The sequence below is a fragment of the Treponema sp. OMZ 855 genome (assembly GCF_024181145.1).
Taxonomy (GTDB): Bacteria; Spirochaetota; Spirochaetia; order Treponematales; family Treponemataceae; genus Treponema.
Map to the genome: position 1 here is coordinate 2357315 of NZ_CP051194.1, position 18707 is coordinate 2376021.

The 18707-nt window shown below is 40.5% G+C and carries 17 protein-coding genes; 8 read left to right on the forward strand and 9 right to left on the reverse strand.

Annotated features, from left to right (window positions below; translation table 11 throughout):
• Window positions 1–15 precede the first annotated feature (15 nt).
• The 5 genes from xerA to E4N65_RS10795 all read left to right on the forward strand — a co-directional run bounded on the left by xerA (window position 16) and on the right by E4N65_RS10795 (window position 6424).
• Window positions 16–999, forward strand: a complete 984-nt coding sequence (xerA, locus tag E4N65_RS10775; protein ID WP_044014700.1) for a site-specific tyrosine recombinase/integron integrase — start codon at window positions 16–18, stop codon at window positions 997–999.
• 25 nt (window positions 1000–1024) lie between these two features.
• Window positions 1025–2158, forward strand: coding sequence for a restriction endonuclease subunit S (locus E4N65_RS10780; protein ID WP_253673230.1), 1134 nt, complete (start codon window positions 1025–1027; stop codon window positions 2156–2158).
• Between the two features lie 92 nt (window positions 2159–2250).
• Window positions 2251–2562 carry a BrnT family toxin gene (locus E4N65_RS10785; RefSeq protein WP_044014704.1) on the forward strand — a complete coding sequence of 104 codons (312 nt, stop codon included), beginning with the start codon at window positions 2251–2253 and terminating at the stop codon, window positions 2560–2562.
• The gene (locus E4N65_RS10790; protein WP_044014702.1) at window positions 2531–2800 is read left to right on the forward strand and encodes a BrnA antitoxin family protein; all 270 of its coding nucleotides are present in this window, start codon (window positions 2531–2533) and stop codon (window positions 2798–2800) included. The genes E4N65_RS10785 and E4N65_RS10790 overlap by 32 nt, the downstream gene beginning before the upstream one ends.
• Before the next feature lie 393 nt (window positions 2801–3193).
• Window positions 3194–6424: a type I restriction endonuclease subunit R gene (locus E4N65_RS10795; protein ID WP_081984412.1), complete on the forward strand. Its 3231-nt coding sequence runs from the start codon at window positions 3194–3196 to the stop codon at window positions 6422–6424.
• A 15-nt stretch (window positions 6425–6439) separates the two neighbouring features.
• Here the strand turns inward: E4N65_RS10795 and dinB are convergent, their stop codons facing one another.
• Window positions 6440–7606 (reverse strand): DNA polymerase IV, encoded by a 1167-nt coding sequence (gene dinB / locus E4N65_RS10800; RefSeq protein WP_044014696.1) that lies wholly within the window; start codon window positions 7604–7606, stop codon window positions 6440–6442.
• A gap of 126 nt (window positions 7607–7732) precedes the next feature.
• Here dinB and E4N65_RS10805 point away from each other — a divergent pair, with 126 nt between their 5' ends.
• A complete protein-coding gene (locus E4N65_RS10805; protein WP_044014693.1) occupies window positions 7733–8302 on the forward strand; it encodes a 2'-5' RNA ligase family protein in 570 nt (189 codons plus the stop codon).
• A gap of 429 nt (window positions 8303–8731) precedes the next feature.
• The gene (locus E4N65_RS10810; protein ID WP_044014691.1) at window positions 8732–9337 is read left to right on the forward strand and encodes an alpha/beta hydrolase; all 606 of its coding nucleotides are present in this window, start codon (window positions 8732–8734) and stop codon (window positions 9335–9337) included.
• A 245-nt stretch (window positions 9338–9582) separates the two neighbouring features.
• On the opposite strand, the gene E4N65_RS10815 is transcribed toward E4N65_RS10810, so the two are convergent.
• The 7 genes from E4N65_RS10815 to E4N65_RS10840 form a co-directional block, all read right to left on the reverse strand.
• Window positions 9583–12504, reverse strand: coding sequence for a hypothetical protein (locus E4N65_RS10815; RefSeq protein WP_052185495.1), 2922 nt, complete (start codon window positions 12502–12504; stop codon window positions 9583–9585).
• Window positions 12505–12509: 5 nt separating this feature from the next.
• Window positions 12510–12809: a P-loop NTPase fold protein gene (locus E4N65_RS10820; protein ID WP_052185494.1), complete on the reverse strand. Its 300-nt coding sequence runs from the start codon at window positions 12807–12809 to the stop codon at window positions 12510–12512.
• A 147-nt stretch (window positions 12810–12956) separates the two neighbouring features.
• Entirely contained in the window at window positions 12957–13244 is a 288-nt protein-coding gene (locus E4N65_RS12315) for a TaqI-like C-terminal specificity domain-containing protein (protein WP_371921841.1), read from the reverse strand.
• 116 nt (window positions 13245–13360) lie between these two features.
• Entirely contained in the window at window positions 13361–13537 is a 177-nt protein-coding gene (locus tag E4N65_RS10825) for a hypothetical protein (protein WP_235619808.1), read from the reverse strand.
• 85 nt (window positions 13538–13622) lie between these two features.
• Window positions 13623–13964, reverse strand: a complete 342-nt coding sequence (locus E4N65_RS10830) for a type II toxin-antitoxin system PemK/MazF family toxin (RefSeq protein ID WP_253673232.1) — start codon at window positions 13962–13964, stop codon at window positions 13623–13625.
• Window positions 13951–14193, reverse strand: coding sequence for a hypothetical protein (locus E4N65_RS10835; RefSeq protein ID WP_253673234.1), 243 nt, complete (start codon window positions 14191–14193; stop codon window positions 13951–13953). The genes E4N65_RS10830 and E4N65_RS10835 overlap by 14 nt, the downstream gene beginning before the upstream one ends.
• A 261-nt stretch (window positions 14194–14454) precedes the next feature.
• Window positions 14455–15429, reverse strand: coding sequence for a M23 family metallopeptidase (locus E4N65_RS10840; RefSeq protein WP_253673236.1), 975 nt, complete (start codon window positions 15427–15429; stop codon window positions 14455–14457).
• Window positions 15430–15584: 155 nt separating this feature from the next.
• Between E4N65_RS10840 and E4N65_RS10845 the strand changes: the two genes are divergently transcribed.
• On the forward strand, window positions 15585–17150 hold the full coding sequence (locus E4N65_RS10845) for a phosphohexomutase domain-containing protein (RefSeq protein WP_253673238.1): 1566 nt from the start codon (window positions 15585–15587) through the stop codon (window positions 17148–17150).
• 106 nt (window positions 17151–17256) lie between these two features.
• Here E4N65_RS10845 and E4N65_RS10850 read toward each other — a convergent pair whose 3' ends face one another.
• Entirely contained in the window at window positions 17257–18678 is a 1422-nt protein-coding gene (locus tag E4N65_RS10850) for a small ribosomal subunit Rsm22 family protein (protein WP_253673240.1), read from the reverse strand.
• Window positions 18679–18707: the final 29 nt, after the last annotated feature.

Below are 18707 nucleotides of genomic sequence, written 5' to 3' on the forward strand. Positions count from 1 at the left end.
GAGAGGAGATATAAAATGAAACAAAATCTTATAAATGACGTTATGCAGTCTATGTTGCCCTGTTTAAATAATGCCCAGCTTGAAAAGCTACAAGCAGTAATGCAATATGTTCTTTTTCAGTATGAAATAACCAAGAAAGACGGAAGCTCGGAATGCAGTACACTTAATCTTGTTGACTTATTTCTATCGGCTAAACGGGTCGAAGGATGTTCGGAAAAATCGCTCAAATACTACCATACAACCATTCAAGCTATGCTTTCTACGGTAAACAAAGATATAAAACAGATTGAAACGGAAGATATACGCAGCTATCTTACAAGTTATCAGCAGCAAAAACAGTCCTGCAGGGTTACAATTGATAATATTCGGCGGATATTGTCGAGTTTTTTCTCGTGGCTTGAAGATGAAGATCATATTTTAAAAAGTCCGGTACGGCGAATCCATAAAGTAAAAGCTGTTATTAACATAAAAGAGACTTATTCTGATGAAGCTCTAGAAATGATGCGGGATAACTGCACCGAACCGCGCGATTTAGCAATGATCGATATGCTTGCATCAACCGGCATGAGAGTGGGTGAAATGGTGCTTCTTAATCGGAACGATATAGATTTTAACGAACGTGAATGTGTTGTGTTCGGTAAAGGTAATAAGGAACGAGTGGTATATTTTGATGCCCGAACAAAGATACATTTAAAAAATTATCTTCAAAGCAGAACTGACGATAATCCAGCTCTTTTCGTCTCGCTTAAAGCTCCATATAATAGAATGAATATCGGCGGTATTGAAACTTGTTTGCGCCGATTGGGAAAACAGTTAGGATTGGCGCGGGTGCATCCTCATAAATTCAGAAGAACATTGGCGACAATGGCAATCGATAAGGGAATGCCCATCGAACAACTACAGCAGCTATTGGGACATAAACGTATCGATACCACATTGCAGTACGCGATGGTCAAACAAAGCAATGTCAAAATTGCACATCGCAAATATATTGGATAAGAAATAATTGTGCTGAGGAATAAATATGGAAAAGTGGAAAGAATGTAAATTGAAAGATATTATTGAATTTAATCCTAAAGAAAGTATACCCAAAGGCTCTGCTGCTAAAAAAATAGAAATGACACAGCTTACGCCTTTTTGTAGAGATGTTATAGGATATACAAAAGAAGTTTTTTATAGCGGTACAAAATTTCGTAATGGCGATACGATAATGGCTAGAATTACTCCCTGTCTAGAAAATGGTAAAACAGCTAAAATTTCTTTATTAAATGATAATGAAATTGGATTTGGTTCTACAGAATATATTGTTTTAAGAGCAAAAAAAGGAATAGCGGATGCTGATTATATTTACTATTTAGCAACGAGTTCTGACGTTAGAGAAGGTGCAATAAAATCAATGGTTGGTTCTTCCGGACGGCAAAGAGTACAACTTGATGTTGTTAAAAATCTTGAAATTTCTTGTCCGTCATATACTGAACAACAAAAATTGACGAAACTTCTAAGACTCCTCGACGATAAAATCGAGCTCAATCGGCAGATAAATACTAATTTAGAGCAGCAGGCTCAGGCAATTTTTAAGTCATGGTTTATTGATTTTGAGCCATTCGGCGGTACAATGCCAGATGATTGGAATGAGTATCGGTTAGGAGATTTTTTGCCGGTAGTAACGGGAAAGAAAAATGCTAATATTTCATCAGAAAAAGGGCGCTATCCATTTTTCAGCTGCTCACAGACTATTAGTTGGACAGATGAATATTCATTTGATGCAAATGCAATTCTTGTTGCAGGCAACGGTGATTTTAATGTTAAGTGGTATAATGGAAAGTTTGAGGCATATCAACGTACATATGTGCTAATTCCAACAATTTCAAGATATACAAGTTGGCTATATTATGCTGTCAAATTTCATCTTTCTGAAATTACAAAAGCTGCGCGAGGTTCTGTAATTAACTTTATTACAAAAGGGAATCTCGAAGATTTCCGATTTATTGGCCCTAAAGATATTAATAACTTTACTCTTATAGATCAATTTACAGCTATTAATAGTGCTATCGATAATAATATAAAAGAGATATATACCCTTTCCTCTCTCCGCGACACCCTCTTACCAAAACTTATGTCGGGTGAAATCGATGTTTCAAAGATAGAGTTGGAATAAAGGTCAACTGATAATAGCTATTTTAGGTAATGAGAGAAAATTATAATTGACAAATTGTATATACAGAATGTATAATAATTATAGGCAATCAAATGGGTGAAAATGTTATACATGGTCGTTTTGAATGGGATAAAGCTAAAGAGACGTTGAACATAAAAAAGCATGGTATTTCTTTTGAAGAAATACTGCCGATGTTTGATGATCCTCTTTTTTGGGAAAAGGAAGATTTTGCTCATTCAAGTTTAGATGAAACACGATATATCGGCACTGCTAAAATAAATGGATTTGCAGTGGTTGTTTCCTGCTATACGGAACGGGAACGGATTAGGATTATATCCGCCCGTATTTCGTCAAATGAAGAGGAAAGACTTTATGAACAATGGTGCAAACAGTTTTACAGCTAAAAGAATGGAAGAATTGCGTAAAAATATCGATTTTACGGATATTCCGGAACTTACGGAAAAGGACTTTTCAGAAGGGCATTTAAAAAATTGGAAACCCTTAAAAAAACCGGTGTCCTTTAGAATAGACTTAGATAATTTGGCATGGTTGCAAAGTTCAGGTGTTAAAGGCTATCAAAAACGCATGAACGAAGTTATCCGCTGGGCACGGCAAAACGGATGTCCCGTTAATCAGCTATAGCAGAAATCGATTCTAAAACTTAGGATAAAGCCCTGATTAAGCCGATAAATTCTGATTTAGCGCAGCGATGAAACACCTCTTTTTTGAAAAATCAGGTTTTCGTGAGCCTTTTGAAAAGAGACGGTGTAGATACCCTGCCAGCAAATGTACATCCGTGTACATTTGCTGACGGCGAGTTTTTGCTCACGCAAAAACATCGCTCTTGTTTTATATCACGGACATCCATGTCCGTTCTGAAACGGTGAGAATTTCAGTAGCGGCATGGATGCCGCTGGTTTTATCAGAAGCGATGTTTCGGCAGCACCGAAACATCGCCATTAAAAGTGTACACGGATGTACACTTTTAATGATGCGACGCAGTAGATGCGCTGTATATTTTCAAAAGGAGAGAGTGTGCAAAATTATACCGAAACCGATTATGAACATTCTTTGATTGAGCTTTTTAGAGATACATTGGGCTATGACTATGTGTACGGGCCGGATGTTGAACGGGATTTTCATAGCCCCCTGTTCCATACTGTTTTAGAGGATTCTCTGTATCGGATTAACGCGGATCTGCCGCAAGAGGCGATTCAGGAAGCGCTTTCTAAATTACAGCATTTTGAAAACGCCGAACTGCTGCAAAAAAATACGCTTTTTATGGATTACCTGCAAAACGGTATCGAAGTACAGTATTTTGATCAGGGGCAACGGCGGTCAGCTATCGTATATCTTGCCGATTATGACAATCCTGCGCGCAATTCATTTATCATCGCAAATCAATGGACATATATCGAAAACAGCACAAAACGCCCCGATATGCTCCTGTTTCTTAACGGACTGCCGATTGTACTGATAGAACTGAAGTCACCATCCCGTGAGGAAACCGATGCATCCGAGGCTTACCGGCAAATCCGCAACTATATGAGAGAAGTCCCTTCTCTGTTTATCTACAATGCAATCTGCGTAATGAGTGATCAGCTTACCTCAAAAGCAGGTACGATAACATCCGGAGAAGACCGCTTTATGGAGTGGAAAACAAAGGACGGCAACTACGAAAATACCCAGTATGCTCAGTTTGATACGTTTTTTGAAGGTATGTTTAAAAAAGAACGGCTTTTGGATATCATCAAAAACTTCATTTGCTTCTCGGATGAGGGACTCGAGAGCTTTAAAATCCTTGCAGGGTATCATCAATACTTTGCCGTGCGGAAAGCCATCCTTTCAACGCAAAAAGCTGTTAAGACCGACGGAAAAGCCGGAGTGTTTTGGCATACGCAGGGAAGCGGAAAATCTCTCTCGATGGTGTTTTACGCCCATTTGCTGCAAGCTGCATTGGAAAGCCCTACTATTGTAGTAATTACGGATCGAAATGACCTTGACGATCAACTCTATGGTCAGTTTGCTAAATGCAAGAGCTTTTTGCGGCAATCTCCAATACAAGCAACAAGCAGACAAAACCTAAAACAACTGCTTGCAGGACGACAGGCAAACGGTATCTTTTTTACCACCATGCAGAAGTTCGAAGAATCTTCTGAACCGCTGTCGGAACGTCGGAATATCATTGTGATGGCAGATGAAGCTCACCGCGGACAATACGGCCTCACCGAAAAAATAAAAATAGCCAAAAACGACGCAGGTGAAGATATCGCCAAACGGATAATCGGTACTGCACGCATTATTCGTAACAGTCTACCGAATGCAAGTTATATCGGTTTTACCGGAACACCGATCTCCGCTGCCGATCGCAGCACTCGCGAAGTGTTTGGCGATTACATCGATATTTACGATATGACGCAGGCAGTTGAAGACGGCGCAACTCGGCCGGTATATTATGAAAGTCGCGTCATCAAGCTCAAACTAGATCAGGAAACTTTGCAGCTCATCGATGCGGAATATGATGCGGCTGCGCAACAAACCGATGAATACGTCATTGAAAAAAGTAAACACGAACTTACCAAAATGGAAGCATTGCTCGGCAGCGATGAAGCAATCGATTCGCTGGTGCGCGATATTATTGAACATTATGAAAGTAACCGTGCCTGCCTTCTAACCGGTAAAGCGATGGTTGTCGCTTATTCCCGGCCTATTGCGATGAAGATTTACCGTAAAATGCTGGAGCTGCGTCCTATATGGACTGAAACCGTTGCTGTCGTTATGACTTCTACCAATGATGACGATGAATCATGGCGGAGTATTATTGGAAATAAACACCGACGGGATGAACTTGCTGCAAAATTTAAGGATAACACGAGTCCGCTCAAGATTGCGATTGTTGTCGATATGTGGTTGACCGGTTTTGATGTACCGTCTCTTGCTACCATGTATATATACAAGCCGATGGCTGGGCATAATCTGATGCAGGCAATCGCCCGTGTCAACCGTGTTTTTCAGGATAAAGAAGGAGGACTCGTAGTCGATTACATCGGGATTATACGGGCGCTCAAACAGGCAATGAACGACTACACCAGCCGCGATAAAAAACAATACGGCGACACTGATATTCTTTCCGTTGCTTATCCTACCTTCCTAGAAAAACTTTCTATCTGCCAAGACCTCTTACATGGCTATGATTACTCTATGTTTATGACCGGTACCGATCTGGAACGGGCAAAGGCGATAAGCGGTGCGGTGAACTTTCTTATGGCACGTGAAAAAGAAAAGCAAAAAGACACTTTTTTGAAAGAAGCATTCTTGCTCCGGCAAGCACTCTCCCTCTGTTCTTCCGTTGCTGTAGAACCGCAACGGTTTGAAGCTGCTTTTTTTGAAGCGGTACGTGTTTTGTTAGTCAGATTAAGCTATACCGGTGGCGGCAAACGGCTTTCACTGCCTGAATTGAATGCTCAGATCAATGCGCTTTTAATGCAGAGTATTAAAAGCAGCGGTGTAGTCAATCTTTTTTCGGATATTTCAAAAGCTTTTTCCCTCTTTTCTCCGGGATTTTTAGAAGATATTGCGAATATGAAAGAGCGCAACCTTGCCGTCGAGCTGCTCAAGCGGCTGCTTGCGGAACAAGTACATATCTATCAGAGGTACAATGTTGTAAAATCAGAAAAATTCAGCAAAATGCTGCAGCAGACCGTAAATGCCTATTTGAACGGGATGCTTACCAACGAAGAAGTCATAGCCGAGATGCTCAAACTCGCACGGCAAATCACCGAAGCCGAACAGGAAGGAAAACAGCTAGGCTTGAGCGCCGAAGAATCCGCGTTTTATGATGCTCTCACGAAGCCTGAAGCAATCAAAGATTTTTATAAAAATGGTGAGCTGATTGCAATGACAAAGGCATTAACCGAAACACTGCGTAAAAATAAAACCATCGATTGGTCGCGGAAAGCAGGTGCTCGGGCACACATGCGGATGCTTATCAAAAGACTCTTAAAAAAATATGATTACCCGCCAGCAGGGGTAGAAGATGCAGTGGAAACTGTTATGAACCAATGCGAAGTGTGGACAGATAACCTTATGGAACTTGATTCCTCCGCCGTCATATCATCTAATACAACAGTGCAAAAGGAAAACGTAAAAGCAGCACAAACTACGAACTCAAAAGCCACAGCGATAAAAGACACAGTGCCGGCACAATCGTATACAGACGCATCCCTTGCCGCAGAGACAATCCCGAAGTACGGAAGCAAGCCATAAACTCATTATACTCCGCTATTCTCCCCGCGGGAGCAATCGTGCTTGCACAATTTTGACATCTTTATTCTTCTTTGCAATATTCAAAACCGCTTCTTCAATTTTACGTTTTTTTGTCGCTTTTTCGGAAGCAAAAAGCTCCAACTGACTGTTGTCGCTGCCGACATCCACCCCAATCCCGATAAGCCGGACGGACAGCGCCGTATCAAAACGGGAAAAGAACAGCTTTTGTGCCCGCTCATATAAATCAGCAGAATCGTTAATCAATGCCCCGCTCTGCTGTGCCGAAATGGTGGTAAAATCCGTATACCGTATTTTAATATGTACGGTGCGGCTTTGAATACGCTCATCAAGAATACGGCACATCAACTCAGCACTCAGCTGAAACAGCACATCGGAGATTTCGTCTCTTTCATGAAGATCGGTTTCAAACGTGCGTTCCGTACTGATAGCATGACTTTTCCGCTCTTCGTTAAAAACATGCGCCATATCTCCGCGGACGGCTTGATACAAAAACGTACCGGCGGCATTCCCGATAATCAGCTGTAAAACGGATTCCTGCTGTTTGAGAATTTCAGCAATAGTCGTCAGACCGGCCTCCGCAAGTCTCGCACGCGTTTTGCCGCCGATCCCCCATACATCGCTTAAACGCAGCGACTGCATAAACGCCCCTTCTCCGCCTGGCGGAATAACCAGCAAACCATCCGGCTTCGATTGTCCCGACGCAATTTTTGCAATGTACTTATTAGAAGCAGCTCCTACGGAAACGCGCAAACCGGTTTGTTCAAAAATGGTAGTTTTTAAAAGCCGGGCTGCCGTTGTCGTATCGCCGAATATTTTTTCAGTACCGCTCATATCGAGGAACGCTTCATCGACAGAAAGCTGCTGTATATCGGGACTAAAGTTTTTAAAAATGCTCATAATCTCTTTCGATTTTTCATAGTAACGCTGCATTCGTGTTTTTATAAAGATCCCCTGCGGACACAAGGCACGCGCACGGGCTATCGGCATCGCAGAATGGACACCGAATTTCCGCGCTTCATACGAAGCAGTTGAAACAACACCTCGCCTACCAAGCCCGCCGACAATAACCGGCTTGCCGCGATAAGCCGGATTATCAAGCTGTTCTACCGAGGCAAAAAAAGCATCTAAATCAACATGAAAAAATACCGGATTATGAATCATTTTCAGTTAACCTTAACATTGCATAACTATTATATCATAACTTTGAGAAAATCCAGCTGCCGGCATTCAGAATACTGAAGAACACCAAGATAGAATGATACATGGTTCCATGCTATAATGATAGAGATGAAACAAAACAATGTTCCGCAGCAAACGCATTTTATCGGCGTTCTCCTCCCAGAGGATATAACCCTTACTCTTGAAGATTGCCGCCGTTATATGAACGAGGTTTACGGCTGCAAGTCAGGGCATGGTACACCCATCCATGTTACACTCGTCCCTCCGTTCAGATTGCAAGAAGAATATTCAACAGCTGATTTAATCAGCGCGATTGAAAAAGAAGTCTTGCCCAAAGGTTTAGGTTTTACTGCTCATATTGATAACTTTGATGCGTTTGGAGATAGAACGCTTTTTGCAAACGTCGTTGCAGATGAAAATTGGACAAAGCTCCGTGATAAAACAATACAAGCAATTTTGAATGCCTGTCCGGGCTGTACGAAAAAAGACAAAAAGCCTTTCCAGCCTCATGCAACTGTTGCAAATCGGGATATTTCTGTAGGCATAATGACGAAGGCGCTTCAAGTTATGAACGAAATGAACCTTGCGGAAGACTTTCCGGTTGATAACATCACGATTTTTGAACGGAAAGGCAACAGGTGGGAAGCGGGGATTACTCTGGAAATTCCCATGTATTGACTTTAGAATTCAGGATAAACGCATCAGGTCGTTTTTTTAGTCTCCCCGCGGAAAAATTGATACTATTCGACCAGAACGGCCAAGGATGGCAGTAGTTCCATACAGCAGCGATGTTTTGTGCGCGCACAAAACTCGCCTTCAACTGTTGTACACGGATGTACAACAGTTGAAGATGGTTCAAATGGTCTCACAGTCTCAATTTTTCCGCGATTTATATCTACTCTACCTGATGCGTTTACCCATTTGCTGGAAAAATGTGCGAAATTTTAAGCAAAATTTCGCACAGAGGAAGGAAGGCAACCGCTAAAAATATTTGTAATGCGGTTGCCCTGCCTTAGAATTTTCCTATGCCGGTTGGCGAAATTGGGAAGATTTCTTAAAATAATTTATTGTTTCGGATTTATAGATGCAGAATAGGAGCTATTTTAAATGAACAACGCTGTTATATATGTGCACGGAAAAGGCGGTTCCACAGACGAAGCCGATCATTATAAAAAACTTTTTAATGACGATTATGAAGTTATAGGTTTCGATTATAAAGCGGAATTACCGTGGCAGGCTAAAGAAGAATTTCAAAACTATTTTGATTTTATCGCTCCAAAGTACAGTGAAATTTTATTAATCGCAAACAGTATAGGAGCTTATTTTTCTCTGATTTCTTTATCGAAAAAGCCAATCACAAAAGCCCTGTTTATTTCGCCCATTGTCGATATGGAAAATCTAATCTTAACTATGATGAAAAAGGCAAAGGTATCCGAAGAAGAGCTGAGGGCAAAAAAGATAATCAGTACTTCTTTCGGCGAACCATTATCGTGGGAATACCTTTCTTTTGTCAGGAACAATCCTATAACATGGAACATTCCTACCGGCATTCTTTACGGTAAAAAAGACGATATGACTTCTTTGGAAACAATGACGAATTTTGCACATACAATAAACGCGAGCTTAACGGTTTTTGATAGGGGCGAACATTGGTTTCATACGGAAGAGCAAATGAATTTTTTAGATACGTGGGTTAAAAGATTCATTCAGTAGATCAAATCATATCAAGCTTACCTCGCGTAACTCGGTAACAGCGTTCTGGTCAAGGTGTATTTTTCCGCTAATGCAAAAAAAGTTTTTTTTTAGGCTTTGCGTGACCGGCGTGGTTTTCAGTAAAATTGCATTACGCAGATTCAAATAGTTTGATGAAGGTTGATACTGATGCTAACAATGGTTCCGGTAACATTTTTACTTGTTTGATAATTGTTTCGTAAGACATTGAGGGAGATACTGTGTAATTATAATTTATCGGTTTTTGTATTTTCTTTGTTCTCAGATTGAGATAGCCCAAGTTTTTTGATAAGTTCAAGCGCTCGCTCATCTTTATCCGACATACTTATCAGATGAGCGGCAAACGATTCAACTTCTTCAGTATCTGCTTGCTGTATTATCTTTTTTATTGATTTACTGTATTGGAGTAATAGATCAATATATGAATCAACAACAGTATTAGGAAATACCGTACGTAGAGCTTCCGTTTTCTGTTCAAGTTTGCCTCGTTTCAATAGAAGAACTCCTATAGTTGAAAAAAGCTCTGTTGTCATTTCTACCTTTCCATTGGTAAAAATATCCCTGATATCCTTTGCAATACTTTGTAACGAACGACTATCTTTTTCTGCTTTTTCAATTAAATATGTAATCTGATCTGTACAATTTGTAAAATCTGATTCTGATTTTACAAAACTTTTGATAACATCTTCCAACGCCTCAACAGCGCTATGCTGTAGTGGTAATGTACTGTATTCGATTGTTTGGTAAGCAAAGCCTTTATTTTTAATTTCTTCAATCCATAGTTCTTTAGTAAGGCTTTTCAGATATTCATCAAGCGTATTCATACAATGATCAGTCAATTCATTTTTGATGTTTTCATTATGTACTGCTTTAAAAAAGGCAACCGATATATGTATTATATTAGATATAGTGATATCTCTGATTGCATACTCACTCCAGCCCTCTAAACGAGAAAGCAATGTCTTATGTGGAAGTTCCAGTTTTTTACTAATAACATCATAATCATTTAAGATTATTTCAATTCTTGCACGTGATACACCATAAGATCTTTTCGTTAAATCCTGTGCCATTGATTTATAAAGAGGAAAGTCTATTTTTGATAAATTTATGAGTATATCACTGTAATCGGTGTAATACTCGATTCTTTCTGCTATTTTTAAAGATATCTTATCCTTATTGTTCTTTAGCACAGCATCGAAGGGGCTTGAATATGATGAACTAAAATCATCAAATCGTGCAATCCTCATACAAATTAAATCATAGTAAAACTCATCTTGATTATTAAATTGGGTAAACAGTGAATAAATCTCACTATCAGTTAAAAGCTCTTGTTTCACAGGACGTTCAATTTCTTTTAGACGAGTATATAAAAGTTTAATATATTCTTTAGAGCTTTGATTTTTTGAGATAAGCTCAACCAAGTGTTTTTTATATTTATCAAAATCATATTCTTTTACAATGTATGGTATAAAATTTATTTCTTTTAATTTTAAAACTTCCAATGTTGCTAAGTATTCATCTAGTTCATCATTATCACAAGTAATTTTATACTTTTCTATTTTTTCTTTCGCAAGGTTAATAAAAGTAATAAACTGCTCTACCTGTAATTCTTTAGATTTGATGTAGTCAAAAACATTAATATTTTTTAATTCACTAAGCTTTGTAATATCACTATAATACTGCTTAGAATTAAAATTTTTATCATTTGCTAATGTATTTATAATGTTCATTAGATATTGTGCAGGAGCTTCAATATGGGTAAGTAATATATACTGATAATTTTCTAGTTTTGTTTCCGTTTTATCTCTTGACTTATTGTAAAGAACTCTCCACATATGTTTGGTATATGGGTCATCTTGTTTATCACGGAAAACATCATTAATGACCTCTGCCGTATTACCAACATTGGTAACCTCCGGCAAAGCAGATTCTAGTACATCAATAAAAAGAGGCGAATTACTGATTTCTTTAACGGTAATCACATCCTTGCTGTCGAGTGACTGCTTAAGTTTTTCCTTGAATATGACGCTTTTTACCTGCTCCGGTGGTAATTGGTAATATAATGCAGCAAGATATTTTGCTAGGTCAGTGTCATTTTTATATAAGAAGTCAATAGCACCTAAAAAGGTAGGCGAAAAAATTTCGGTAATACCTTTTTCGGTCATTCTTTGTTTACCAAATATGTACAATGCAATATATTGGTAGGGTATGGTATCTTTTACAATTTGTTTAATCGTCACTATTTCATTTATGAATGCAATAATTTTTCGAGGTGATTGCTCTATTGTCAACATATCATATATTTGCATCACATTTTCATAGTTGTTTTGCTCAATCGTATTCCCGAATGCCTCTTTCCACTGCATTCTAAAATAATCTTTCCAATCAGACATAATAGGCGGAGATACCCTGTAGACAACATCAAAGGTTTTATTGATAAAATCATCGCCATAACATATATATTTATCTGCAGAAGTATTCTCTTTTTCTGTCTTAGGTATTTGTATATCCTCTTTCTTAAAAGCATTTCGTATATGCAGCCTATCAAAAGGAACAATAACCCATCTCCCCTCATATCTTTCTTCTGCAAAAAAACTATGAATCGATGACCAAAGTTCTTGTACTTTATTGGACGGAAGCCTATCCATATTATCGAAAATAATTATAAGATTATTATTTTCTAAGTCCTCAGATATCTCTTTTATCCAATCTTTAAAATCTTTTGAGGAAGGATTACGTTCAGAGATTACCTCATGGGTTACAATGTCTTTTCTATCTTTTGTATAAAAAGCAAATATTTCATCAAAAATAAATTTAAATTTTTGTTGATTTTTACCCCTTTTATAAAAACATATTATACAATGCCAAATATGTTTTAATATCTTAAAACATAACACAAGCATTAATGAACCTAAAGGTATACAATATATATATTTACTAATTATTGGATAAGATTCTTGTAATAAATCAGAGATCGGTTTTAAAGCAGGTGCTATTATAACAGATAGAACACCTATGATAACTCCGATACTTAATTTAGGTATCGTTTTTACTTCCGTTTCTTTTGTTTTTGATTCAAGATTTTTACATTTTTCTTTCCATTTCTTACTATCAAGAATCTTTTTCTCTTTAACAAGAAAATCAGTCAAATTCTCTAAAATTGCACGTCGTTGAATATCTTCTTGATGTCCCCATGCGTCATATAAAAAAAATAATATTTTTCATACTCTTGTTGATTAAGCTGTTTTTCAAGTATTTTTAATAAGTTTGACTTACCGGTCCCCCAAGATCCGTCAAGACCTATCATACGACAATCAAGATTATTTTTTATGGTATTACAAATATTTTGTGCAATTGTTGTATGTGCTTTACCAGCAAATAAATCTTCTTCACACGGCATATTCTTGATAAGTTTAGGATATACTGTTATTTCTGCATTAGTTTTATCTCTCATAAATTATCCCTACTCCCCCTCCACAATCTTCACCTCATCCGCCGTCAACCCGTACAGTCCATATACAACAGTATTTATCTGCTTATCTAAAATGTCAACCCGCTGTTGTAAGAATTTTTTATCAGAATCGGATATTGCACTGTCCAGCTATTCCTGTGCATCAAGCATTTGCTCAGCAAAATGGATAAGCGGCGTTTGCTCTTGAAGCGGAATTTTTTTAATAGGCCGTTCTTTTAGCTGATATCCTTTTATTTTAGAAAATAGTAACTTGTTATCGGAGTATGTTGTACTCCAATATTTTTTTATTAATTTTGAATTTAATATACACAGTATATATAATAATGAAAAATCAGGAGTTTTCGACCAAATACTATATAGTGTATTTGATGCAAGTATGTCAGCTTTACATAGACCTACGATTGGTATAGAATCGATTTACCTTACGACAATTCTATCTTTGCTGTAAACATTCCAATCACCGCCGCTTTTTATATTTTGTTTTCGATAATCAAAGAATTTTTTCGGCTGTGCAAACGCATTAGCAGCCGAAGTTAAACATCCCACTTCAGACATTCAAGCAGCGGATCGATAAACTTATTACGTACTTCGCTTTCAACAAAATTCTTGGAAAGATAAAACGCCTCATTCTCCTTAAATTGATTTACCAGCTGCGCCACACGTTCCTTGCGTTCCGCCATCGTCATGTCTTTTGCCTTAATAGACATCATTTACCCCTCCTCCGCTTTCGTATTTGAATATGCCACACATTATAACACACTCGGACGAGTTTATAAGAATACTAAAATGAGCTTTTTAATTAAGCCCCAAAATCAAACAAAGTCCGGCATCAATTTCATGCATATTATCAAAAGGTAGAATACCGGCTTTTTCAGAAATTCTTGCTTTATCAATCACTCCTGTTTGCGATACCACTGCGACGGAATCTTTTGGAAGACCGCTATCTATTTTATCGATAAATACATTCCCGGGAGCATCAGCGAGTATTATATTGGTTGTCAGCGGAACGGCAAGAACAGTATGGAGTTCCTTGATATTAAATGCATCGTTCTGGACGATCACAACAGGTCTTTTAAATCCAGGCTCACTTCCATACGGTATTCCGTAATCAGCCCAGTATATTTCACCACGTATCATTTTTTGTAAGCTCCCGCCATGAATCCAATGTTGCTGCCGATAAAGCTGTTTGTGCAGATGCCGGTATCTGTGAATAAACACTCTTCAATTTTTCAGAAATAGTAGAAGCATATTTTTCGTCAGCCTGTTTCCCCGCTTCGTGTACCATAAAATTTACAAAATGCTCAACTTGCATATAATATTCATACGGAAGGGATTTTATCTGCTGTTCCAACATTTCGTATGTCATATTTATCTCCTCTTACATTGATGCAATCGGCCCCCGTTCATTCACGCCCACCGCAGCACATTATTCAGCAGACCTCATAGTCTTTCCCATCATAATCTTTTACTTCCTAATGGTACTGCGGTTTTATGCAGAAATCAAGATATATACTTTACCCTATGCTGTTTCCCTCGACGTAGAACGTCGGAGTATAAAATACTCATACAGATAAAAATGCATAAAGATTTTCTGATGATACAGATAATGCATGGGAAGATATCAAAGTCAAAACGCAAACTCTTTCAAAAAGAATTCGGGATTTACAGCGCCCATATTCAGCCGTACTTCCCAGTGCAGATGCGGCCCGGTTGCAAGCCCTGTTGCACCGGAAAGCCCGAGCCGCTCCCCTTGTTTGACATATTGACCTTCTTGCACGTTCAGCGAATCCAGATGGTAATAGAGACTGTACAGTCCAGGCAAATGCTCTACCACAACACTCCAGCCGGTAGAAATACGGTTCTCCGCTAGTACAACCTTTCCCTCAGCACAGGAATGAACGGGAGTCCCCGTCGGCACTCCATAATCTATTCCATAATGCAGCGTAGTACTCGTTTGCTTGTCGGTATATTCAAAGACTCGGCGGTCGCCAAAACCGGACGTTATCCGTTTTGAATCTACCGGTATTGTAAAGGGCTTCAATGTATACACATCCTGCGGTATTACCGTTTCAAGAATTTTATTGAGTTTTTCACTTTGTGCACGGCGTTCCGGACTCACATCCTTCCTAATTCCTGTATTTCTTGCATCAAGCACAATACGCTCGGAAACAAATTGCTTTTTCTGAATACTGAAGGGCAGCGTTATTTCTTTTTTCTGTGCATCCCCTGTTGAAATAATCACTTTAAGTGAATAAACCTCTTTGTCGGAAAGCCATGTCGAAAGCGGAATACCCGCAAGCATCTCAGCTGTTTCCGCGCTGCAATTTTGTGGATTTGTAAAGAAGAACTGCGCGGAAGCAGCCCGCTCTTTTCCCTTAAAGAGCTGCAAAACGGCGGTAGGCTTTTGTGAGGTCTTATCAGACGTTGCTCCGGGCATCTTCATCGAAAGACGCACGAATACTGCGTCTCCCGGCTGAACCTTTTCGTTGTAGGTTACGGAACCGCTGTAAGTCTGCTCCTGAAAACGCACCGTCTCAGCTGCAAATAACTGTGCCGCAACAGCAATGCTGATAATAAACCAATAAAAAAATCTTTTGTTCATGTTTATATTCCTGCTCATTCCCTAATGGTACCGCAGTTTTATATATCAAGCAAGCTATATCATCAGATCATCATTTTGCGAGGGGGCTCTCTCCGACTAAAAGCCGCGCTTCCCCCTCTACCCCACACGCAGTTTTTTGCTATAATAAACACACTATGAACGAACATGATTTTTTGAAGCTGCAAAACGGCAGCGATATCCGCGGCGTTGCGCTGGAAGGCGTTGACGGCGAACAGGTAAATTTAACGACCGAAGTCTGCCGGAACATCGGCGCGGCGTTTGCGCTCTGGCTTTCTGCAAAAACAGGACGCAGCACGGATACGCTGGTAATCGGTATCGGACGGGATTCCCGGCTTTCCGGCGAAGCGCTTGAAAATGCGCTCATCGAAGGGCTTGCGGCGCAGCGGGTTACTATCGTGCGCTGCTCGCTTGCTACCACACCGGCAATGTTTATGGGCACCGTGTTTGAAGAAACAAACTTTGACGGCTCAATTATGATTACCGCAAGCCACCTCCCGTTCAACCGGAACGGGTTCAAGTTCTTCGATAAAACAGGCGGGCTTGAACGCGCCGACATCACGGAAATTTTACGCAGTGCCGCCGCACAGCATGATGCTACAGCGCAGCACAGTAATGCCATTCCGCCTGATACCGCCGCACAACAGACTACCGGAGACAGCAGCGCGTCGAAATGCCGGTCATTCGATTTAATTGCGCGATACTCAAAACACCTGCAAGACGCCATCCGGAAAGGCTTGAGCTTCCATGCCGAAAAGCCGCTTGCAAACTTAAAAATCGCGGTCGATGCCGGGAACGGTGCAGGCGGCTTTTTTGCAAAGCAGGTATTAAAAGCGCTTGGCGCCGATACCAGCGGCAGCCGCTTCCTTGAACCGGACGGTACCTTTCCCAATCACATTCCCAATCCCGAAAACAAGGCGGCGATGGAAGCGGCTAAAACCGCTACCGTGCAAAGCAGCTCCGATCTAGGCTTGATTTTCGACACGGATGTTGACCGTATGTCGGCAGTACTATCCGACGGAACGGAAGTCAACCGCGATGCAATTATCGCAATGACGGCGGCAATCCTTGCACCCGACTATCCGCACAGCACCATCGTTACCGATTCGGTAACTTCCGACCGGCTCACCTTCTTTCTTGAGCAGGAGTTAGGGCTTACCCATCTGCGGTATATGCGCGGCTACAAAAACGTAATCAACAAATGCCGCGAATTGAACGAGCAAGGGCTTATCAGCCCGCTGGCGATGGAAACGTCCGGACACGGCGCGCTGAAAGACAATTACTACCTCGATGACGGCGCTTTTCTTGCGGTAAAGCTGGTTACGGCGCTTGCGAACGCAAAGCACGCAGGAAAAAATATCGAAAGCCTGATTGAAAAGCTCCCGCCGATGGTAGAAGAAACGGAATTGCGTTTTAAGATACGAGGCGATGACTTTAAAGAATATGGCACGTCAATCCTGCAAGCATTTAAGGAGCGCGCCGCAAAAGCCGGTTTTGAACTGCCGCAGTCGTATGAAGGGGTGCGTATTTCATTTAAAAACGCCGAAGCACAAGGCTGGATGCTGCTCCGCCTATCCCTGCACGACCCCGTTATGCCGCTGAACATCGAAAGCGCCCGAAAAGGTGATCTTGCAAAGCTGAAAGACATCGCCCGCACATTACTGGAAGGTTTTGACCGGCTTGATATAAGTGAGTTGGAGTAAGTAAAGGGCGGAGAGAGAGGGATGGATACACAGGGAAACAAAACGATAGATTCGTCAACCATGATGGTGTCCATAGCAATTTCGAACTAATCGTTTCCCTCCGCTTTTACGGTACTTCCACCAACAGTGCATGGGTCTTTTTATCCCGCTGATTAAGCTTCACTGACTCTTCCGGCAGAATAAGCAGCGTGCCCGATACGGCGATATTTAACACCGATTCTTTGTACGCATGGCCGGTAATAAGCATAAAACCTTTTTCCGAACAGGCATATCTGCCGATAGTTTGGGGATCCGGTTTGATGATATCCGAACAGATACGCACGGGTATTCCATCGGAAGCCCCCCGCTGCACGGTGCCGGAAGATAATGCGGATGAGGATAACGTGCCGTATAAAAAACTTAAACTTGCACGCTCTTTTCCCAAATGGGATGCTTCCGAAAGGCGGAGAAGATTCTCAGGTGAATCGTGCGTTTCAAAAGTAAAATGACACCATTTATGAAACGCTACCGGCATTTTCGCCGTTCCGGTTTGGAGAGGACGATTGGGGAAACAACAAACTCCGGCATGGGGACACGGCGCATATATAGAAAATCCAGCCGCTAAAAATTCCGTTCTCAACAAGCTTAAAAACTCGCCTGCAAGCGGTATCCCCGGTTCAATGAACAGAACCGAACAGGCTGGCTTGAGATAGTGCATAACCGTACGGTGCGTTTTTTCGGCCTGGTCATCGAGGGAGAGCGGGCTGTTCCAGAATATCTCATTGAACATATTTGCTTCCGTTACCAGCGATACTTTTTCGGACAATGGCGTACCGAATGCGCCGCACACTTTCTTAACAGTCCACGGAATTTCGCCGTTGTCATTCTTTTTACCGGTGTATGCACAGAGCGCTAAAAAAAGCTCTTCACCAAAGCCGAGCGCCTTATTAGAAATATCCACACAATACCATGTCAGCCATTTTTTCCGCAGCTCCGGTTTTGCAATCCACAAAGCGCAGACCAAAGTAAGCGGCCCCGAACCGAAATCTGCCGCATAATCGCCGTCATCAAGCCGAATATCAAGATTCTGCAAGAGTTTCGTAAGCCGTACTAAATTCCACCAGACATAATAATGCGTATATGCGGACAGCTTTACCGGATCATTTAAATAGTGCGTTTTTCTGCTGCTTCGCTCATCCGTCAGTTCATGGAAAAGCGTATGAATATGCTGCGGTAACAGTTGTTTCTTTTTTGCATCAAGCGGCAAAACCTGATCCAACAAGGCAGGGAAATGCTCTAAGATATTTTTAGCTTCAGGAGTCAGCTCTGCAAATATCGGTCTGCCGAATGTATAAAGTGCAGTGTTTCGGTTTTTGCTTTGCTTCTCATTTTTTTGATTAAGACGCTGTCCGGAAGTTTTTTGATAAATATCCTTCTCTTTTGACTGATGCTTCCGGTTCTTTTCCTCTACTTGGAATTGATTGCGCTTGTCTTGCGTCCGGACGGAAGACGGTTTTTTAATAAATTTTTCATAAAAAGGTTTTTGCATACTCATTATCGTTGTATTATAGAAAAAAC

Excerpts from the sequence above, each read along its gene's own strand:
- xerA (WP_044014700.1), top strand. The coding sequence starts at position 16 with ATGAAACAAAATCTTATAAATGACGTTATGCAGTCTATGTTGCCCTGT.
- E4N65_RS10780 (WP_253673230.1), top strand. The coding sequence starts at position 1,025 with ATGGAAAAGTGGAAAGAATGTAAATTGAAAGATATTATTGAATTTAAT.
- E4N65_RS10785 (WP_044014704.1), top strand. The coding sequence starts at position 2,251 with ATGGGTGAAAATGTTATACATGGTCGTTTTGAATGGGATAAAGCTAAA.
- E4N65_RS10790 (WP_044014702.1), top strand. The coding sequence starts at position 2,531 with ATGAACAATGGTGCAAACAGTTTTACAGCTAAAAGAATGGAAGAATTG.
- dinB (WP_044014696.1), bottom strand. The coding sequence starts at position 7,606 with ATGATTCATAATCCGGTATTTTTTCATGTTGATTTAGATGCTTTTTTT.
- E4N65_RS10805 (WP_044014693.1), top strand. The coding sequence starts at position 7,733 with ATGAAACAAAACAATGTTCCGCAGCAAACGCATTTTATCGGCGTTCTC.
- E4N65_RS10810 (WP_044014691.1), top strand. The coding sequence starts at position 8,732 with ATGAACAACGCTGTTATATATGTGCACGGAAAAGGCGGTTCCACAGAC.
- E4N65_RS10820 (WP_052185494.1), bottom strand. The coding sequence starts at position 12,809 with ATGAGAGATAAAACTAATGCAGAAATAACAGTATATCCTAAACTTATC.
- E4N65_RS10825 (WP_235619808.1), bottom strand. The coding sequence starts at position 13,537 with ATGATGTCTATTAAGGCAAAAGACATGACGATGGCGGAACGCAAGGAA.
- E4N65_RS10830 (WP_253673232.1), bottom strand. The coding sequence starts at position 13,964 with ATGATACGTGGTGAAATATACTGGGCTGATTACGGAATACCGTATGGA.
- E4N65_RS10835 (WP_253673234.1), bottom strand. The coding sequence starts at position 14,193 with ATGACATACGAAATGTTGGAACAGCAGATAAAATCCCTTCCGTATGAA.
- E4N65_RS10840 (WP_253673236.1), bottom strand. The coding sequence starts at position 15,429 with ATGAACAAAAGATTTTTTTATTGGTTTATTATCAGCATTGCTGTTGCG.
- E4N65_RS10845 (WP_253673238.1), top strand. The coding sequence starts at position 15,585 with ATGAACGAACATGATTTTTTGAAGCTGCAAAACGGCAGCGATATCCGC.
- E4N65_RS10850 (WP_253673240.1), bottom strand. The coding sequence starts at position 18,678 with ATGCAAAAACCTTTTTATGAAAAATTTATTAAAAAACCGTCTTCCGTC.